Origin of the sequence: Streptomyces sp. NBC_01460 (assembly GCF_036227405.1) — a bacterium.
Classification (GTDB): domain Bacteria; phylum Actinomycetota; class Actinomycetes; order Streptomycetales; family Streptomycetaceae; genus Streptomyces.
In genome coordinates this window covers 424,569-440,093 of the sequence record NZ_CP109473.1, presented here as the reverse complement: position 1 = coordinate 440,093, position 15,525 = coordinate 424,569, and the positions used below count along the sequence as shown (strand labels likewise).

Annotated in this window: 15 protein-coding genes; 11 read left to right on the top strand and 4 right to left on the bottom strand. The window is 70.5% G+C overall.

Translation table 11 applies throughout. The annotated features are described in order from the left end of the window. The first annotated feature begins 48 nt into the window (after positions 1-48). The 7 genes from OG488_RS02075 to OG488_RS02045 all read left to right on the top strand — a co-directional run bounded on the left by OG488_RS02075 (position 49) and on the right by OG488_RS02045 (position 5,308). The gene (locus tag OG488_RS02075; protein WP_329225311.1) at positions 49-1,167 is read left to right on the top strand and encodes a SchA/CurD-like domain-containing protein; all 1,119 of its coding nucleotides are present in this window, start codon (positions 49-51) and stop codon (positions 1,165-1,167) included. Positions 1,168-1,237: 70 nt separating this feature from the next. Next, entirely contained in the window at positions 1,238-1,681 is a 444-nt protein-coding gene (locus tag OG488_RS02070; protein ID WP_329225309.1) for a cupin domain-containing protein, read from the top strand. Continuing rightward, the gene (locus OG488_RS02065) at positions 1,678-2,946 is read left to right on the top strand and encodes a beta-ketoacyl-[acyl-carrier-protein] synthase family protein (protein ID WP_329225307.1); all 1,269 of its coding nucleotides are present in this window, start codon (positions 1,678-1,680) and stop codon (positions 2,944-2,946) included. The genes OG488_RS02070 and OG488_RS02065 overlap by 4 nt, the downstream gene beginning before the upstream one ends. Then, positions 2,943-4,202, top strand: a complete 1,260-nt coding sequence (locus tag OG488_RS02060; protein WP_329225305.1) for a beta-ketoacyl synthase N-terminal-like domain-containing protein — start codon at positions 2,943-2,945, stop codon at positions 4,200-4,202. The genes OG488_RS02065 and OG488_RS02060 overlap by 4 nt, the downstream gene beginning before the upstream one ends. Positions 4,203-4,217: 15 nt before the next feature. Continuing rightward, a complete protein-coding gene (locus OG488_RS02055) occupies positions 4,218-4,475 on the top strand; it encodes an acyl carrier protein (RefSeq protein ID WP_329225303.1) in 258 nt (85 codons plus the stop codon). 1 nt (position 4,476) lies between these two features. Next, a complete protein-coding gene (locus OG488_RS02050) occupies positions 4,477-4,956 on the top strand; it encodes an SRPBCC family protein (protein WP_329225302.1) in 480 nt (159 codons plus the stop codon). 19 nt (positions 4,957-4,975) lie between these two features. Further along, complete coding sequence (locus OG488_RS02045; RefSeq protein ID WP_329225300.1) at positions 4,976-5,308, top strand: TcmI family type II polyketide cyclase; 333 nt, start codon at positions 4,976-4,978, stop codon at positions 5,306-5,308. A 74-nt stretch (positions 5,309-5,382) separates the two neighbouring features. On the opposite strand, the gene OG488_RS02040 is transcribed toward OG488_RS02045, so the two are convergent. Together OG488_RS02040 and OG488_RS02035 are read right to left on the bottom strand one after the other, a co-directional pair. Further along, on the bottom strand, positions 5,383-6,468 hold the full coding sequence (locus OG488_RS02040; protein ID WP_329225298.1) for a methyltransferase: 1,086 nt from the start codon (positions 6,466-6,468) through the stop codon (positions 5,383-5,385). Between the two features lie 34 nt (positions 6,469-6,502). Then, positions 6,503-7,621, bottom strand: a complete 1,119-nt coding sequence (locus tag OG488_RS02035) for a right-handed parallel beta-helix repeat-containing protein (RefSeq protein ID WP_329225295.1) — start codon at positions 7,619-7,621, stop codon at positions 6,503-6,505. A 164-nt stretch (positions 7,622-7,785) separates the two neighbouring features. On the opposite strand from OG488_RS02035, the gene OG488_RS02030 reads away from it, so the two are divergent. Both OG488_RS02030 and OG488_RS02025 read left to right on the top strand, forming a co-directional pair. Then, positions 7,786-8,187: an ACT domain-containing protein gene (locus OG488_RS02030; protein WP_329225293.1), complete on the top strand. Its 402-nt coding sequence runs from the start codon at positions 7,786-7,788 to the stop codon at positions 8,185-8,187. 46 nt (positions 8,188-8,233) lie between these two features. After that, on the top strand, positions 8,234-8,734 hold the full coding sequence (locus tag OG488_RS02025; RefSeq protein WP_329225291.1) for a hypothetical protein: 501 nt from the start codon (positions 8,234-8,236) through the stop codon (positions 8,732-8,734). On the opposite strand, the gene OG488_RS02020 is transcribed toward OG488_RS02025, so the two are convergent. Next, on the bottom strand, positions 8,673-10,937 hold the full coding sequence (locus OG488_RS02020; protein WP_329225289.1) for a terpene synthase family protein: 2,265 nt from the start codon (positions 10,935-10,937) through the stop codon (positions 8,673-8,675). The genes OG488_RS02025 and OG488_RS02020 overlap by 62 nt on opposite strands. 239 nt (positions 10,938-11,176) lie before the next feature. Here OG488_RS02020 and OG488_RS02015 point away from each other — a divergent pair, with 239 nt between their 5' ends. After that, a complete protein-coding gene (locus OG488_RS02015; protein WP_329225288.1) occupies positions 11,177-12,508 on the top strand; it encodes an N-acetylmuramoyl-L-alanine amidase in 1,332 nt (443 codons plus the stop codon). A gap of 100 nt (positions 12,509-12,608) precedes the next feature. Here the strand turns inward: OG488_RS02015 and OG488_RS02010 are convergent, their stop codons facing one another. After that, positions 12,609-13,745 carry an aminoglycoside phosphotransferase family protein gene (locus OG488_RS02010; RefSeq protein ID WP_329225286.1) on the bottom strand — a complete coding sequence of 379 codons (1,137 nt, stop codon included), beginning with the start codon at positions 13,743-13,745 and terminating at the stop codon, positions 12,609-12,611. A gap of 230 nt (positions 13,746-13,975) precedes the next feature. Here OG488_RS02010 and OG488_RS02005 point away from each other — a divergent pair, with 230 nt between their 5' ends. After that, positions 13,976-15,469 carry a DNA-binding protein NsdB gene (locus OG488_RS02005; protein ID WP_329225285.1) on the top strand — a complete coding sequence of 498 codons (1,494 nt, stop codon included), beginning with the start codon at positions 13,976-13,978 and terminating at the stop codon, positions 15,467-15,469. Positions 15,470-15,525: the final 56 nt, after the last annotated feature.

Below are 15,525 nucleotides of genomic sequence, written 5' to 3'. Positions count from 1 at the left end.
AGGGGCCACGGGACGTGGTCACCGCACCGTCTCGAAGGAGAGCTAAAGATGACAACCCTCTCGGAACGGATATCTCAGTCCGCCTTCGACGGTTCGAGGCTCCGGGTCATACTGCTGCTGGACCTGCACGACGGCGCCCAGAACCAGTTCCTCGAGGCGTACGAGCACATGCGCAACCAGGTGGCCTCGATCCCCGGGCACATCAGCGACCAGCTGTGCCAGTCCATCGAGAATCCGTCGCAGTGGCTCATCACCAGTGAGTGGGAGAGCGCGCCGCCCTTCCTCGCCTGGGTGAACAGCGAGGAGCACGTCGCCACGGTGCAGCCGCTGCACAGCTGCGTACGTGACACGCGCTCCCTTCGCTTCAGCGTCCTGCGGGAGACCGGCGTCGCGTTCGAGGGGACGCCCGAGCCCGCCAAGGGCAATCTCCAGTCCGCCCCGCGGCTGGGCGACGGCGTCGTCCGTCACGCGCTCACCTTCACGGTGAAGCCGGGCACGGAGGAGATGGTCGCGAAGATCCTCTCCGACTACGACTCCCCGCAGGCCCGTGTCGACGAGAACACCCGGCTGCGCCGTACCTCGCTCTTCATGCACGGGAACCGTGTCGTGCGAGCCGTCGAGGTCGAGGGCGACCTCATGGCGGCCCTGCGCCACGTCTCCCGTCAGCCGGAGGTCAGGTCCGTCGAGGAGGCCATCAACCCGTACCTGGAGCAGGACCGCGACCTCAGCGACCCCGACTCCGCACGGATGTTCTTCACCCGGGCGGCGCTCCCGACCGTCCACCACGTGACGGCGGGGCGTCATGCCGCCGGTGACGTGAAGCGGCACTCGCTCTTCTACCAGGCCAAGGAAGGCTGCGGCATGGCCCTGGCCCGGCTGCTCGCCGGCCAGGACGAGGAAGCGGCGAACGAGGCGTCGAGCCCGATCGAGAGCAGCACGATCTTCCAGCGCGACGACATCGTGGTCCGGCTCCTCGAAGTGAGCGGCCCGCTCGACGCGAGGCCCGCGCACGCGCTCGGCATCGGCGGCCACCGCAAGGCGGCCATGCTCGGCCGGCTGCTCGACGGCGGTGCGAACGGTCTGCCGACGACCGACGCGGAAGCCGCGCGCTTCCTCGCGCAGGCCGAGATGAATCTGATCACCGACCGTCGGGCCACCGAGACCTGACCGTGTCAACGGCAGCACGGCCACCCCGTGCTGCCGCCACACCGCACAACGTGCCTGGAGGAGAACAGCCATGACCACCCACCGGCCTCGCATCGTGGACCTCAGCGAGACTCAGCCCAACCGCAGGCGCGGAGGCGACCTGCGCGCCCTGCTCACCCCCACAGCGGTGGGCGCCACCAGCGGTTTCATGGGCCTGGCCATCGTCGCCCCCGGTGACCGCATCGGCGAGCACTACCACCCGTACTCCGAGGAATTCGTGTACGTCGTGGACGGGCTCCTCGAAGTGGACCTGGACGGTGAGTCGCATCCGATGCGGCCCGACCAGGGTCTGCTGATCCCGCCGCACGTCCGCCACCGCTTCCGCAACGTCGGTGACGTGGAGGCGCGCATGGTCTTCCACCTCGGCCCGCTCGCCCCGCGCCCCGAACTCGGTCACGTGGACACCGAAGTCACGGAGACCGCGTCCTCCGGTGACGGCTACGCGCCGCCAGAACGAACGGGGGCGGCCTCATGACCCGGCGCGTGGCCGTCACCGGGGTCGGTGTCGTCGCACCCGGTGGCATCGGAGCCCCGGCGTTCTGGGACCTGCTCGCGAACGGCCGTACCGCGACACGCGGCATCACGCTGTTCGACCCGGCTGAGTTCCGTTCGCGTATCGCCGCCGAGTGCGACTTCGACCCGGTCGCCCACGGCCTGGACACGGAGCTGATCGCCCGCTCGGACCGGTACATCCAGTTCGCGCTGGTGGCAGCCAGGGAGGCGCTGGGCGACGCCGGTCTGGACCTCGAGAGGGAGGACCCCTGGCGCATCGGGGTCTCCCTCGGCACCGCCGTCGGCGGCACCACCCGGCTGGAGCACGACTACGTCGCCGTCAGCGGCAGCGGCTCGCGCTGGGACGTCGACCACCGGCCGGCGGGCGCCCACCTCGAGCGGGCGTTCGCACCCAGCACCCTCGCCTCCGCGGTCGCGGAGGAGGTCGGCGCGCACGGGCCGGTGCAGACGGTCTCGACGGGCTGCACCTCCGGCCTCGACGCCATCGGATACGCCTTCCACTCCGTCGAGGAGGGCCGGGTCGACATCTGTGTCGCCGGCGCCTCCGACACGCCGATCACCCCCATCACGGTGGCCTGCTTCGACGCGATCAAGGCGACCTCGGCGAACAACGACGACCCGGAGCACGCCTCCCGGCCGTTCGACGCCCGCAGGGACGGCTTCGTGATGGGTGAGGGCGGCGCCGTCCTCATCCTCGAGGAACTGGAGCACGCCCGAGCCCGTGGGGCGACCGTCTACTGCGAGATATCGGGCTACGCCACCTTCGGCAACGCCTACCACATGACCGGGCTGACCACGGAGGGACTGGAGATGGCCGAGGCCATCAACACCGCCCTCGCGCACGCCCGGCTCGACGGTTCGCAGGTCGACTACGTCAACGCGCACGGTTCGGGCACGAAGCAGAACGACCGGCACGAGACGGCGGCGGTGAAGCGGGCTCTCGGCGCGCACGCGTACAAGGTCCCGATGAGCTCGATCAAGTCGATGGTCGGCCACTCCCTCGGCGCCATCGGAGCGATCGAGATCGCGGCGTGCGTCCTGGCCCTCAAGCACCAGACGGTGCCGCCGACGGCCAACTACGAGACCGCGGACCCCGAGTGCGATCTCGACTACGTACCCCGCACCGCACGGCCCCTCAAGCTGCGCAGCGTGCTCTCGGTCGGTAGCGGCTTCGGCGGGTTCCAGTCCGCCGTCGCCCTGACCCGATCAGGCGGGAGGACCCCATGAACACCTCGGCAACCCCGGCGCACCGAAGCTCCGTCATCACGGGGATCGGTGTCGTCGCCCCCAACGGGACGGGCGCCGGTGCCTTCTGGAAGCAGACCCAGGAAGGCGTCAGCGTTCTCGACCTGGTGTCCCGCGAGGGCTGCGAGAACCTGCCGCTGCGGGTCGCGGGCGAGGTCAGGGACTTTGATCCTGTCGCGTTCATCGAGGAGCGCTTCCTCGTCCAGACCGACCGCTTCACGCACTACGCGATGGCGGCCGCCGACCTCGCCCTGGACGACGCACGGCTCGGACGGGCGGACTACGAGGGTGCGCCGTTCAAGGTGGGCGTCGTCACCGCCGCCGGGTCCGGCGGCGGTGAGTTCGGCCAGCGTGAACTGCAACGGCTGTGGGGGGAGGGCTCCCGCTTCGTCGGGCCCTACCAGTCCATCGCCTGGTTCTACGCGGCCAGCACCGGCCAGATCTCGATCCGCGGCGGCTTCAAGGGACCGTGCGCCGTCGTGGCCAGCGACGAGGCGGGCGGCCTGGACGCGCTCATGCACGCCGCCCGTTCCATCCGCCGGGGCACGGACGCCGTGGTCGTCGGCGCGGCCGAGGCACCGCTCGCGCCGTACTCGGTCGTCTGCCAGCTCGGCTACGAAGACCTCAGCCTCTGCGAGGAACCCACCCGCGCCTACCGGCCGTTCACCGCCGACGCCTGCGGCTTCGTGCCGGCCGAGGGCGGGGCCATGCTGGTGGTCGAGGAGGAGACGGCGGCCCGCGCCCGCGGTGCCAGGATCCGGGCCGAACTGGCCGGCCACGCCGCCACCTTCACCGGTGCGTCACGGTGGGACGACTCCCGCGCGGGTCTGGCCCGGGCGATCGAAGGCGCGCTGCGCGAAGCCCGCTGCGCGCCGGAGGAGATCGATGTGGTCTTCGCCGACGGGCTCGGTGTCCCCGCGGCGGACCGGGCCGAGGCGCTGGCCATCGCCGACGCCCTCGGCGCGCACGGACGGCGGGTGCCGGTGACGGTGCCCAAGACCGGGACCGGCCGCGCCTACTGCGGAGCTCCCGTGCTGGACACGTCGGCCGCCGTGCTCGCCATGGAGCACGGGCTGATCCCGCCGACGCCCAACGTCTTCGAGGTCTGCCACGACCTCGACGTCGTCACCGGGCGGGCGCGTCCCGCCGAACTGCGCACGGCGCTCGTGCTGAGCCGCGGCCTCATGGGCTCCAACTCCGCCCTGGTGCTGCGCCGCCCCACCGACACCCCGCTCTGAGAAGGAGTACCCCTCATGACCGCTCAGCTGACGTACGAGGAACTGGCCGTCCTGATGAAGAACGGCGCCGGCCTCACGGTCGACCCGGCGGAGATGGCCGGCCGCCCCGGCTCGGCCTTCGACGAGTACGGCCTGGACTCCCTCGGGCTGCTCGGCATCGTGGCCGCGCTCGAGAACCGGTACGGCCGCCCGCTGCCGGCCGACGCCGACCGGTGCAAGACGCCCGGCGAGTTCCTCGACCTCGTGAACAACACCCCAGTGACAGGAGTCTGACGTGTCCGGACACACCGAGAACGAGATCACCATCGCCGCCCCCCTGGACCTCGTCTGGGACATGACGAACGATCTCGAGAACTGGCCGCAGCTGTTCAGCGAGTACGCGGCCGTCGAGGTCATGAAGCGCGAGGGCCAGAAGACGACCTTCCGTCTCACGATGCACCCCGACGACAACGGCAAGGTCTGGAGCTGGGTCTCCGAGCGCACCACGGACCGCCAGGGCCGCAACGTACGCGCCCGCCGGGTCGAGCCCGGCCCGTTCCAGCACATGGACATCCGGTGGGAGTACTCGGAGGTCCCGGGCGGCACGCGCATGCACTGGCGCCAGGACTTCGCGATGCGCCCCGACGCCCCGGTCGACGACGCGTGGATGACCGACAACATCAACCGCAACTCCCGCGTCCAGCTGGAGCTCATCCGCGACAAGATCGAGCAGCGCGACCGCGAGCGCCGCTCCGCCGCGGTCCCCGCCAACTGATGTCCCGAAAGGCAGCCGGATGCACCACGCACTGATCGTCGCCCGGATGGCGCCCGAGTCCGCTCCGGACATCGCGGAGCTGTTCGCGGCGTCCGACAACACCGATCTGCCCCACCTCGTCGGCGTGAACAGGCGCACCCTGTTCCAGTTCGGCGACGTGTACCTGCACCTGATCGAGTCCGACCGGCCTCCGGGCCCGGAGATCGCCAAGGTGATGGAACACCCGGAGTTCAAGGCCATCAGTGACCGGCTGACCGCCTTCGTGAGCCCGTACGACCCGCAGACCTGGCGCGGTCCGAAGGACGCGATGGCCCAGCAGTTCTACCGGTGGCAGAGCGACAGTTCCGCCTGACACACCGAAGATCGCCCCGGGTCCGGTACGTGAGTACCGGACCCGGGGCGATCTCTGTGCGACCTGGCCGCTCGTTACGGCACGACGCACTCGAAGGCGTGCAGGTACGCGTTGACGGGGTGGATCTCGCCCACCTGCAGGCCCGCCTCGGACATCCGCCCGACCAGGCTCTCCCGGGTGTGCTTCGCACCGCCGACGTTCAGCAGGAGCAGCAGGTCCATGGCGGTGGTGAACCGCATCGACGGGGTGTCGTCGACGAGGTTCTCGATGATCACCACACGGGCGCCGGGGCGCGCGGCGGCGACGACGTTGCGCAGGGTGCGGCGGGTGCTCTCGTCGTCCCACTCGAGGATGTTCTTGATGATGTAGAGGTCCGCCTCGACGGGAACGTCCTCACGGCAGTCCCCGGGCACGATCCGTACGCGGTCCGCGAGCCGGCCGCCGTCGCGCAGCCTGGCGTCCGCACGTGCGACGACGCCCGGCAGGTCGAGGAGGGTTCCGTGCACCGAGGGGTGCTTCTCCAGCAGGCTCGCGAGGACGTGCCCCTGACCGCCGCCGATGTCGACCACCGAGGACACCCCGGTGAGGTCCAGCAGGTCGGCCACGTCCTGGGCGGACTGCACGCTGGAGGTCGTCATCGCCCGGTTGAAGACCTGGGCGGACTCGCCCGCGTCCTGGTGGAGGTACTCGAAGAAGCCCTTCCCGAACGTCTCAGGGAAGACGCTCGTGCCGGAGCGGACCGCGTCGTCGAGCCGGGGCCAGACCTCCCAGGTCCAGGGCTCCGTGCACCACAGGGCGATGTAGCGGAGGCTGTTCGGGTCGTCCTCCCGCAGCAGCCGGGACATCTCCGAGTGGACGAACGTGCCGTCCGGCGTCTCGCTGAAGATCCCGTAGCAGCAGAGCGCGCGCAGCAGCCGCTGCAGAGGCACGGGCTCCGCGTCCACGACCAGGGCGAGGTCCGCGGCCGATGCCGGCGTCTCGCCCAGCGCGTCGGCGACACCCAGCCTGGCCGCCGCACGCACGGCCGCGGCGCAGGCCGCCCCGAACGCGAGTTCCCGCAGCCGCATGGACGGCGGCGGTGACGGGGTGACGGACACCTGGGGCGCGGTGAGGGGAGTGGCGGCGGGAGTGGTGTCGGGGGTGGGACTCACGGTGGTCATACCGTCTCGTTTCTCCTGGTGCGGTGGTGAGCCGTCATCCGGCACACATGCCGGCCGGGACGGACGTCCCGCACGTGTTGCTGACGAAGCTGTTGCCCTTGCCCGCGGTGTCGCGGTTGGCGAGGTCGGCCGGCTTGTTCCCCCGGACGAGGTTCCCGCTGATGCTGTTGTCCGTGTTGAGCGCGCCCACGAAGCTCTTGAACAGGAGGATGCCGCCGGAGAGAGGCGTCGTGCCGACGTTGTCGCGGACGACGTTGTCCCGCACGACCGTGGCCTCGCTGCCGGTGAGGACGATGCCGGAGCCCTGGATCGCGGACAGGCGCGGGGTCGCCGGACAGAACTTGTTGTTCTCGAGGATGCGGTTGCCGCTGATCGTCATCGCCCCGGCGGCCGGCTTGGACTCGTCACCCACGACGAAGACCCCGCTGCAGTTGCCGGCGAGGAGGTTGCCGTCGACGACGAGGTTCCTCACCCGGCGTGCGGTGACACCGATACGGTTCCCGGTCACCGCGTTGTCCAGGACGACCGTTCCCTTGGTGTCGGTCGCCCCGCCCTCCTCGCTGACCGAGTTGGCGACGAAGATCCCCGCGTCGCCGTTCTTGGCGGCGGTGTTGCGACGGAAGTCACCGCGGGTCGAACGCTCCTGGGCGATGCCCCAGGTGCCGTTCTTCCGGGCGGTCACCGCGCGGACGCTGAGCCCGTCGGTCCAGGACGCCCAGATGCCGCTCTTGGTGAAGCCGGAGACGGTCAGCGCGCGGATCTTCACGCCGTCGACCGTGTGGCCCTTGGTCCCGACGACGCAGATGCCGTTGCCACCGGTGGCGCAGGCGTTGGCGGCCCTGACCGCCTTGGTGGCCTTGGCCGTCTTCGTGGTCTTCGCGGTCTTGGCCGCCGGCGAGATGACCGTGCGGCCCCCGGTCCCACGAAGGGTCAGGCCGGGCGTGGTGATCAGGACGCTCTCGCGGTACGTGCCGGGCTCGATGAGGACGGTGTCGCCGGGCCGCGCCGCGTCCACCGCACGCTGGATCGAACCGCCCGGCCGCACCACGAGGTCACGGGGCGCGGACGCGGTGGAGGGGACGGCCGCGAGACCCAGCGCCGTGGCTGTGGAGACGGTGATACCCGCCAGGCATTTCATGTGTCTTTTGCTCATGAGCCGAAGCTATGGGCGATCAACCGCCGGTGCCACGCAAGGTGAGCGTATGGATACATGGCGTGCCTGAATGGGTTACTCGCGCGGGAAAGGGGATGCCCGGGCCGCCCGCGTCCGGGCAGTCAGGGGCGCGCGTGCTTCCACGCGGCCGTAGCGTGTCCCCCATGACCGGCGAGCGCGATCTCCGAACCCTCCTGCACGGCCTGCGACCCGAGCTGAAGCCCGGTCGCTACGCCTGGACGACCCTGCCCGGCGGTGAGGTGCCCGCCGGGGTCACCCCGATCGTCACCGTGTCCGAGGAGGAAGGGCTGACGCTCGTCGTCCCCGAAGCGCACGCCCTGGCCTCAGGACTCGCGTACGACTTCGTATCCGCCTGGATCACGCTCCGTGTGTACTCCGCCCTGGACGCGGTCGGGCTGACCGCCGCGGTCTCCCTGGCCCTCACGGACGCGGGGATCAGCTGCAACGTGGTCGCGGGATTCCACCACGACCACCTGTTCGTGCCGTACACGCGGGCGGCCGAGGCGGTACGCGTGCTCGAGGCCCTGGCGGCGGAGTCCGTGTAGGAGTGCCCGGCTCCGCAAGGTGAGCCGGGACACGTAACATGGCCCCATGTCCTTCCTCCGCCGCCGTAGCGCCGCCACACCCGCGGGCCCGGACTTCGACGTCCTGGCCATGGATCCGGGGGACTGGCCCGGCAACCTCGGCGCCGGTCTGCTCCCCGCCCCCGACGGGAGCTGCCAGGGCGTCTTCCTGCGCTACGACCTGTTCGGCGGCCGCGGCCCCGCGATGATCATCGGCAATCTGCCGGAGGGCTCACCGGCCCGCGAGACCGAGGAGGGGCAGGTCCCCTTCGAGGTCGCCCAGCTGCTCCTCGCGCTCGAGAACGACGAGCCGGTCGAAGTGACCGGAGCCGAGGACGTACCCGTCATGCAGGGCGACAGCCTGCTGATCGTGCGCCGTGTCAAGCTCTCCGAGAGCCGGATCTCCTGCGTCCAGTTCGACCGGAGCGACGGCGTGCTCGTCACCATCGCCAGCTGGGACCGCCCGATCACCGATGATCTGTACGCCCTGCTGAAGCCCCTTCCAGCGGAGCTGTTCCAGCAGGGCTGAAACGTCCCTGCGCCGTCAGCAGCCGGGTCACCCGCGCCGCCGACGTGCCGAACCCCGTGGGGCCACCGAGGTGCCACGGGGTCGCGTTGCCCCGGCGCAGGTCCTCCTCGCGGTAGCGTCGGCAGTCCCGGTGCCAGATCAGGATGCCCGCCATCCAGTGCTGGAGCTCCACCACGTAGCCGGCCAGGATCTCCCTCGCCTCCGGGTCCAGGTCGAAGTCGTCGTAGAGAACCGGAAGTTCGCGCTCGGCGACATGCTGGAACTGGCGCATCCGCGAGTTCATCAGGTCGTCCACGATGGCCACCCCCGTCGGGTAGTCCACCCCGAAGAAGTTCTGCACGACCAGGACGCCGTTGTGCACCTCGCCCTCGTACTCGATCTCCTTCTGGTAGGAGAACAGGTCGTTGAGCAGGCAGGCGTAGTCCGCCGCCGCGTTCTCCAGGGAACGCATCGGGCCGCTGCGGTAGACGGCGTCCGGGACCTTCTTCCCGTGACCCAGCCGGCACAGGCTCATCGTCAGGTCCGAACCGAAGGTGGCCCGGCGCATCTCCATGTAGTCCACCGGGTCGGGGATCCGGTTCTGCGCCTGGTTCGCCAGCTCCCACAGCCAGCTCGCCGTCATCGACTCCACCGACTCCCGGAAGGTGCGGCGCCCGGCCTCGTCCATCGGCCCCGCCGTCCGCCGCCAGAGATCGGCCAGCCCCCGCTCCAGTGCGTTGACCGGCTCCGGTACGGAGGATCCGTCCAGCGGCATAAACAGGGAGAGCCGCTCGTTGGCCAGCCGCGCCCCGGCCAGATCCCTGGTCCGGCCGTGCACCACCGGGAACCAGTCGTCGCCGTACGTGCCCCAGGTGAGCCACCCCGAGGACAGGTCGAGCTCGTCCGCGGTGGCATCAGGGTGCAGTCCGGCCGCGCAGAGGGGCAGGTCGGTCGCGATGAGCCGCCGCTCGTCCCAGATGTGTGAACCCGGCACCCCCGGCTGCGCCTCCAGCAGCCCCATCCGGCGCGACCAGTCCACGATCCGCACGCGCGCGCCGTCCAGATGCGGGCTCAGCGTCGTACTGAACGGCAGGTCGAAGTCCGGGAGCAGCGACGGACCGACGCGCTGGTACGGCACATGGGTGTGGCTCCGCCGGCGGAGCGACTCGGAGCGGGGGGTGAACCGGAGCGACGCGGCAGCCATCCCGAAGCCGGGCACGCTCTCGCCCGCGCCGCCCCCGTTCATGTAGCGGCTGGAGCGCATGTGCCATTCGTGGCCACCGGACTGCCAGTCCTGGAGCCCCTTCACGTAGGACAGGACAGCCACCGTCTCGTCGGCGGTCAGCGCCTTCTCCGCGCACAGCGGTCCGAGCTCGGTGAGGGCGGTGTTCTCGAACTGCTGCAGCCGTGACGTCAGCAGATCGTTGACCGCCTCGGCCGCGTCCTGGGTCGAGCAGTCCAGGAACCTCTCCAGGACCAGCACGCCGTTGCTGTTCTCGCCCTCGTCCTCGACCTCACGCTGGTACGAGAAAAGGTCGTTGCGCAGATGAACGCCGTCGGAGAAGGCGTCCCGCAGCACCCGCAGCGGGCGGGAGTCCGCCACCGCGCCGGGGACCTCCGCGTTCGCCGCGTACTCCACCAGGCCCGCCGACCAGGGTGCTCCGCCCACCTTGCGGCGCATCTCGATGTATTCGACGGGGTTGGCGATGCGCCCCTCGTTGATGTTCGCGAGCTCCCACAGGGACTCGTTGAGCAGATTCTCCGTCGCCTCGGCGAACCGGGCCCGCCAGCCGTCCGACATGGACGGCACGGTCCTGGCCCAGAGGTCGGCGAGGCCCGCCTCGACCGGATTCGTCGGCTCCGGTGTCGCCGCGCCCCGCTCCATCGGCATGAAGGCGGGCAGCCGGTCCAGGTACCGCTTTCCGCCGTCACGGTCCGGGGTGCGTTTGAACAGCTCCAGGAAGTGGTCGTCGAAGAAGAAGACCCACACATACCAGTCGGTGACCAGGGACAAGGCCTCGGCCGAGCAGTCGGGATGGGTGTACGCGCAGAGCAGCGCGTAGTCGTGGGACTCGAGGTCCTCCGCCTCCCAGATACCGGAGCCCTCCAGCATCCCCATCCTGCGCGCCCACTCCCGGGTATGGCTTCGGGCGGCCTCCAGATGGGGGTTGAGACGTGCCGGGTACGGCACGTAGAAGTCCGGCAGTGAGAAGGGCTGTGCCATGGGTGTCCGGCCTTTCCGAGAACTCCGCGCGGTCCGCGCGGACCGGTCCTGTCGGCGCCAGCACTACCCTTCGGCCATCCGGGGCACGCACGGCGGGAAATAGTCACACAAGCTCAGGGATACCTGCACACTGCACTCTTGACTCACCGGCACCTCCCGCCACAGAGTGTGCGCCGACCGATCCATGCGGGGAACGCCCCGCGCACAGCTCTGCCACCCCAGGCCCAAGAAGGGTTGTCATGACGTCGAAGCAGAGGACCAGACTCGCGCTCGCACTGACCACGGCGGGGGCGCTGAGCGTGGCGCTCCTCTCCCCGGCGGCGGCCGGCGCGGACACCGTACGGCCGGAATGCCCACGCGGCCTGTCCTGCGACTGGGTACCCGCGGCCTACCAGCAGACCGGCGACCCGGCCGACAAGGACACCTACGGCAACTACGACACGGCGGACCGGGCCGACAGCAACGCCGTCAAGTTCATCGTCCTGCACGACACCGAGGTCGACTACGACACCACCCTGAAGATCTTCCAGAACCCGGCGAACCAGACCTCCGCCCACTACGTGGTGCGCTCGTCGGACGGCCATGTCACACAGATGGTGAAGAACAAGGACGTCGCCTGGCAGGCGGGCAACTGGTACCTCAACACCCACTCCATCGGCATCGAGCAGGAGGGTGTCGCGGCCGAGGGCGCCAAGTGGTACACGCCCGAGATGTACCGCTCGACCGCGCGGCTGGTGCGGCACCTGGCGGCGAAGTACGACATCCCGCTCGACCGGCAGCACATCATCGGTCACGACGGCGTGCCGCCCACCAGCGCGGCCGGCACGAAGAACATGCACTGGGACCCGGGACCCTACTGGGACTGGAACCGCTTCATGGCGCTGCTCGGCCGGCCCACCGTGCCGAGCGCCCCCAGGAGCAGCGAACTGGTCACCGTCAGCGCCGACTTCGCCAAGAACCAGCAGGAGTTCCGCGACTGCGAGAAGAACGTCGACCTGCCCCGGCAGGGCAGCAGCGCGGTCCCGCTGCACACCGGCCCCTCCGCGGACACGCCGCTCTTCTCCGACCCCGGACTGCATCCGGACGGCTCGCCCGGGACGAACTGTGCCGCGGACTGGGGCAGCAAGATCAGCGCCACCCAGCAGGCCGTCGTCGCCGACAGGGCACCCGGCTGGACGGCGATCTGGTGGTACGGGCAGAAGGCATGGCTCGAGACCCCCGCGGGGACCCGGGTCGTCAGCCCCACAGCCGGGCGGGTCGTGCGGCCGAAGGCCGGGAAGGCCGAAGTGCCGGTGTACGGCGTGGCCTACCCGGAGAAGGGGGAGTACCCCACGGACTTCGTCAAACCGACCGTCGGCACCCCGCTCGTCTACACCATCAAGGCGGGCCAGGCCTTCCCCGGTGGCGGCGAGGCACCCACCGGCTACTACTACGCACCGACGATCGACTCCTCGAAGCCGTACGACCACACGTACTTCCGCGGAGCCGAGACGTACGTGACGGTCCAGATCGGCCACCGGATCGGATTCGTGAAGGCGTCCGACGTCGACGTGGTGCGAGCCGGCTCGTGAGCCGCGGCTGAGGCCGTGAACACGCGCTGCGGGACCCATGTGTCGGCACCGGTCCCGCAGCGCGCTTCCCCCGCCCGTCAGACCGGTCGGCCCGGCGTGGTCAGCGTGTGCCGACGGCCGCCCGGACGGCCCGCCTGGCCATCGCGCAGTCGTCGTGCAGCCTGCGCAGCAGCAGTCGCTGCTCCTCGCCCGAGGACAGCACCCCCTGCCGTGCCTGGCCGCCTCCGGCGGGTGCGCCTTCGCGCATGGCGCGCTGCACGGCCGTCTCGTACGTACGGATCTCCCGCGTCAGCACGATCATGAGGTTGACCAGGAAGGCGTCCCGGGCCGCGGCTCCCGCCGCCTGGGCCAGCTGACTGATCTGGCGTCGGGACGCGGGTGCGTCACCGAGCACGGCCCAGAGCGTCGCCAGGTCGTACCCCGGCAGGTACCAGCCCGCGTGCTCCCAGTCGACCAGCACGGGGCCGGTGGGCGGTAGCAAAATGTTGGAGAGCAGGGCGTCGCCGTGGCAGAACTGGCCCATGCCCTGTCGGCCGCCCGCATGGGCCAGGCCGTGCAGCAGTTTCTGCAGGTCACCGAGATCGCGATCGGTGAAGAGCCCCAACTCGTGGTAGCGGGCGATGCGCGAGGCGTAGTCCAGAGGCGCGTCGAACAGACCGGCCGGCGGACGCCAGGCGTTGATCCGGCTCACCGCGCCGAGTACGGCCCGCAGATCCGCACGGGGCGGTGCCTCCGCCGGGTGCCTCGTGAGAGCCGCGACACGGCCGGGCATCCGCTCGATCACCAGGGTGCAGTTCTCCGGGTCGGCGGCGATGAGCCGCGGGGCCCGGACCGGTGGGCGGTGCCTGACGAAGGCGCGGTATGCAGCTATTTCGTGCCTGAACCGTTCCGTCCACGCGGGGGAGTGGTCGAGTAAACACTTGGCCACCGCGGTCGCGCGGCCGGTGGTGCCCACGATGAGCACCGACCGTCCACTGCGGCGCAGCACCTGCACCGGGTTGAACTCCGGGCAGATGCGGTGCACGGAGGCGATGGCCATCCGCAGCTGCGCGCCCTGGGTGCCGGACAGGTCGAGTCTTCCGCTGAGCGGTTGGGAGCCCGGCCCCGCCGCCCGCCGGGCACGACCCGTGCCGGACGCCGGAGTCACGGCGCGGGGGTCGAGATACGGGCCGCCGCCCGCCCCCGAGGGACGAAGCGGCCGGGGCGGGGCGGACACGGAGGACGATGCTGTGTACATGGGCGAACAGATCCCTTCGTGCGCCGACAAGTTGCGTGCGCCGCCCCGGCCGGCGGCCGTTCGGCACCCTGGGGAGTACCTAGGGCTGCCGGGCGGGGTGGCGCACTCCTACCTGACACCGAACTGCGGGTAGTGGAACATCTGGCGACCCCTGGCGAACCCTGGCGAATATTCACCCGGCATCCCCTGGGGGGCTAGGGTCAAGTCAGCCGAGAACCTGGGGGCTTGACGTGACCGGAGAACCCAACACCCGCCTTTCCGACCTGTTCGGCCTCGCCGGCTGGTCCAAGGGCGAACTCGCGAGAATGGTGAACAGACAGGCGGCGGCCATGGGCCACCTCCAACTGGCCACCGACACCTCGCGGGTGCGGCGCTGGATCGACATGGGGGAGTCCCCCCGCGATCCCGTGCCCGAAGTGCTGGCTGCTCTGTTCACCGAGCGACTCGGCCGTGTCGTGACCATCGAGGACCTCGGGTTCGGCCGGCGCGGGCGTGTGGGGAAGCGGCGAAAAGCCGGGACGGAAGAGAATCCCGACGGATTGCCGTGGGCGCCCGAACGGACGGCAGCGGTCCTCACCGAATTCACGGGAATGGACCTCATGCTCAACCGACGCGGCTTGGTGGGCGCGGGCGCCGCGCTCGCCGCTGGCTCAGCTCTCACCGGCGCCATGTACGACTGGCTGCACTCCGAGCCCGCTCCGGCGGCCCGGGCCTCCCGCCTCAACGATCCCCTGTACGCCGACAACGCCGGCTTCGACCTGTACGAGGCCGCTCCCGTCGGTTCCGAGGAGATCGAGGCGCTCGAGCACTCGGTGGAGGTGTTCCGGGCCTGGGACGCCTCCAGGGGTGGCGGGCTCCAGCGCAAGGCCGTCGTGGGCCAGCTCAACGAAGTGGGCGGCATGCTCGCCTACCACCACCCCGAGCACCTGCAGCGCCGTCTCTGGGGCGTCGCGGCCAATCTCGCCGTCCTCGCCGGCTGGATGTCCCACGACGTGGGGCTCGAGCCCACCGCCCAGAAGTACTTCGTGATCGCCGCCCACGCGGCGCGCGAGGGCGGCGACCGTCCACGCGCGGGCGAGGCGCTCTCCCGGGCCGCCCGGCAGATGGTCCACCTGGGCCGGCCGGACGACGCCCTGGACCTGATGAAGCTCGCCAAGTCCGGTTCCGGGGAGGAGACCCTGCCGCGTACCCGGGCGATGCTGCACACCATCGAGGCGTGGGCGCAGGCGTCGATGGGCCGCGGGCAGGCCATGCGGCGCACACTCGGCGAGGCCGAGGATCTCTTCGTGTCGGACAAGGGCGACGTGCCGCCGCCGAGCTGGATGCAGATGTTCGACGAGGCGGACATGCACGGGATGCAGGCCCTGGCCTTCCGTACGCTCGCCGAACACGACCCGGCCGCGGCGTCCACCGCGCAGCGCCATGCCAAGCAGGCACTCGATCTGAGGATGAACGGCCGCCAGCGGTCCAAGATCTTCGACTACATCTCGCTCGCCTCGGCGTGCTTCATCGGTGACGATCCGGAGCAGGCCGACCGGTACGCCCGGCTCGCTCTCGTATCGATGGGGGAGACCTCCTCGCACCGTACGTGGGACCGTCTGCGGGAGATGTACCGGCTCACCGGGCAGTTCGCGGGCTTCGCCAAGATCGAGGACCTGCGCGAGGAGATCGAGAGGGTCCTGCCCGGTGGTTCCGACAAGAAGGCCAGAGGCACCAAGGCCTGACCCGGACCGCCGTCGACGAGCGTGGGCCCACCTCGGTCCGCCGCGCGGACAGGCCT

Coding starts and splice junctions, on each gene's coding strand:
- OG488_RS02035 (WP_329225295.1), bottom strand. CDS start 7,621: ATGAGCAAAAGACACATGAAATGCCTGGCGGGTATCACCGTCTCCACA.
- OG488_RS02075 (WP_329225311.1), top strand. CDS start 49: ATGACAACCCTCTCGGAACGGATATCTCAGTCCGCCTTCGACGGTTCG.
- OG488_RS02040 (WP_329225298.1), bottom strand. CDS start 6,468: ATGACCACCGTGAGTCCCACCCCCGACACCACTCCCGCCGCCACTCCC.
- OG488_RS02025 (WP_329225291.1), top strand. CDS start 8,234: ATGTCCTTCCTCCGCCGCCGTAGCGCCGCCACACCCGCGGGCCCGGAC.
- OG488_RS02020 (WP_329225289.1), bottom strand. CDS start 10,937: ATGGCACAGCCCTTCTCACTGCCGGACTTCTACGTGCCGTACCCGGCA.
- OG488_RS02015 (WP_329225288.1), top strand. CDS start 11,177: ATGACGTCGAAGCAGAGGACCAGACTCGCGCTCGCACTGACCACGGCG.
- OG488_RS02060 (WP_329225305.1), top strand. CDS start 2,943: ATGAACACCTCGGCAACCCCGGCGCACCGAAGCTCCGTCATCACGGGG.
- OG488_RS02045 (WP_329225300.1), top strand. CDS start 4,976: ATGCACCACGCACTGATCGTCGCCCGGATGGCGCCCGAGTCCGCTCCG.
- OG488_RS02010 (WP_329225286.1), bottom strand. CDS start 13,745: ATGTACACAGCATCGTCCTCCGTGTCCGCCCCGCCCCGGCCGCTTCGT.
- OG488_RS02070 (WP_329225309.1), top strand. CDS start 1,238: ATGACCACCCACCGGCCTCGCATCGTGGACCTCAGCGAGACTCAGCCC.
- OG488_RS02065 (WP_329225307.1), top strand. CDS start 1,678: ATGACCCGGCGCGTGGCCGTCACCGGGGTCGGTGTCGTCGCACCCGGT.
- OG488_RS02055 (WP_329225303.1), top strand. CDS start 4,218: ATGACCGCTCAGCTGACGTACGAGGAACTGGCCGTCCTGATGAAGAAC.
- OG488_RS02030 (WP_329225293.1), top strand. CDS start 7,786: ATGACCGGCGAGCGCGATCTCCGAACCCTCCTGCACGGCCTGCGACCC.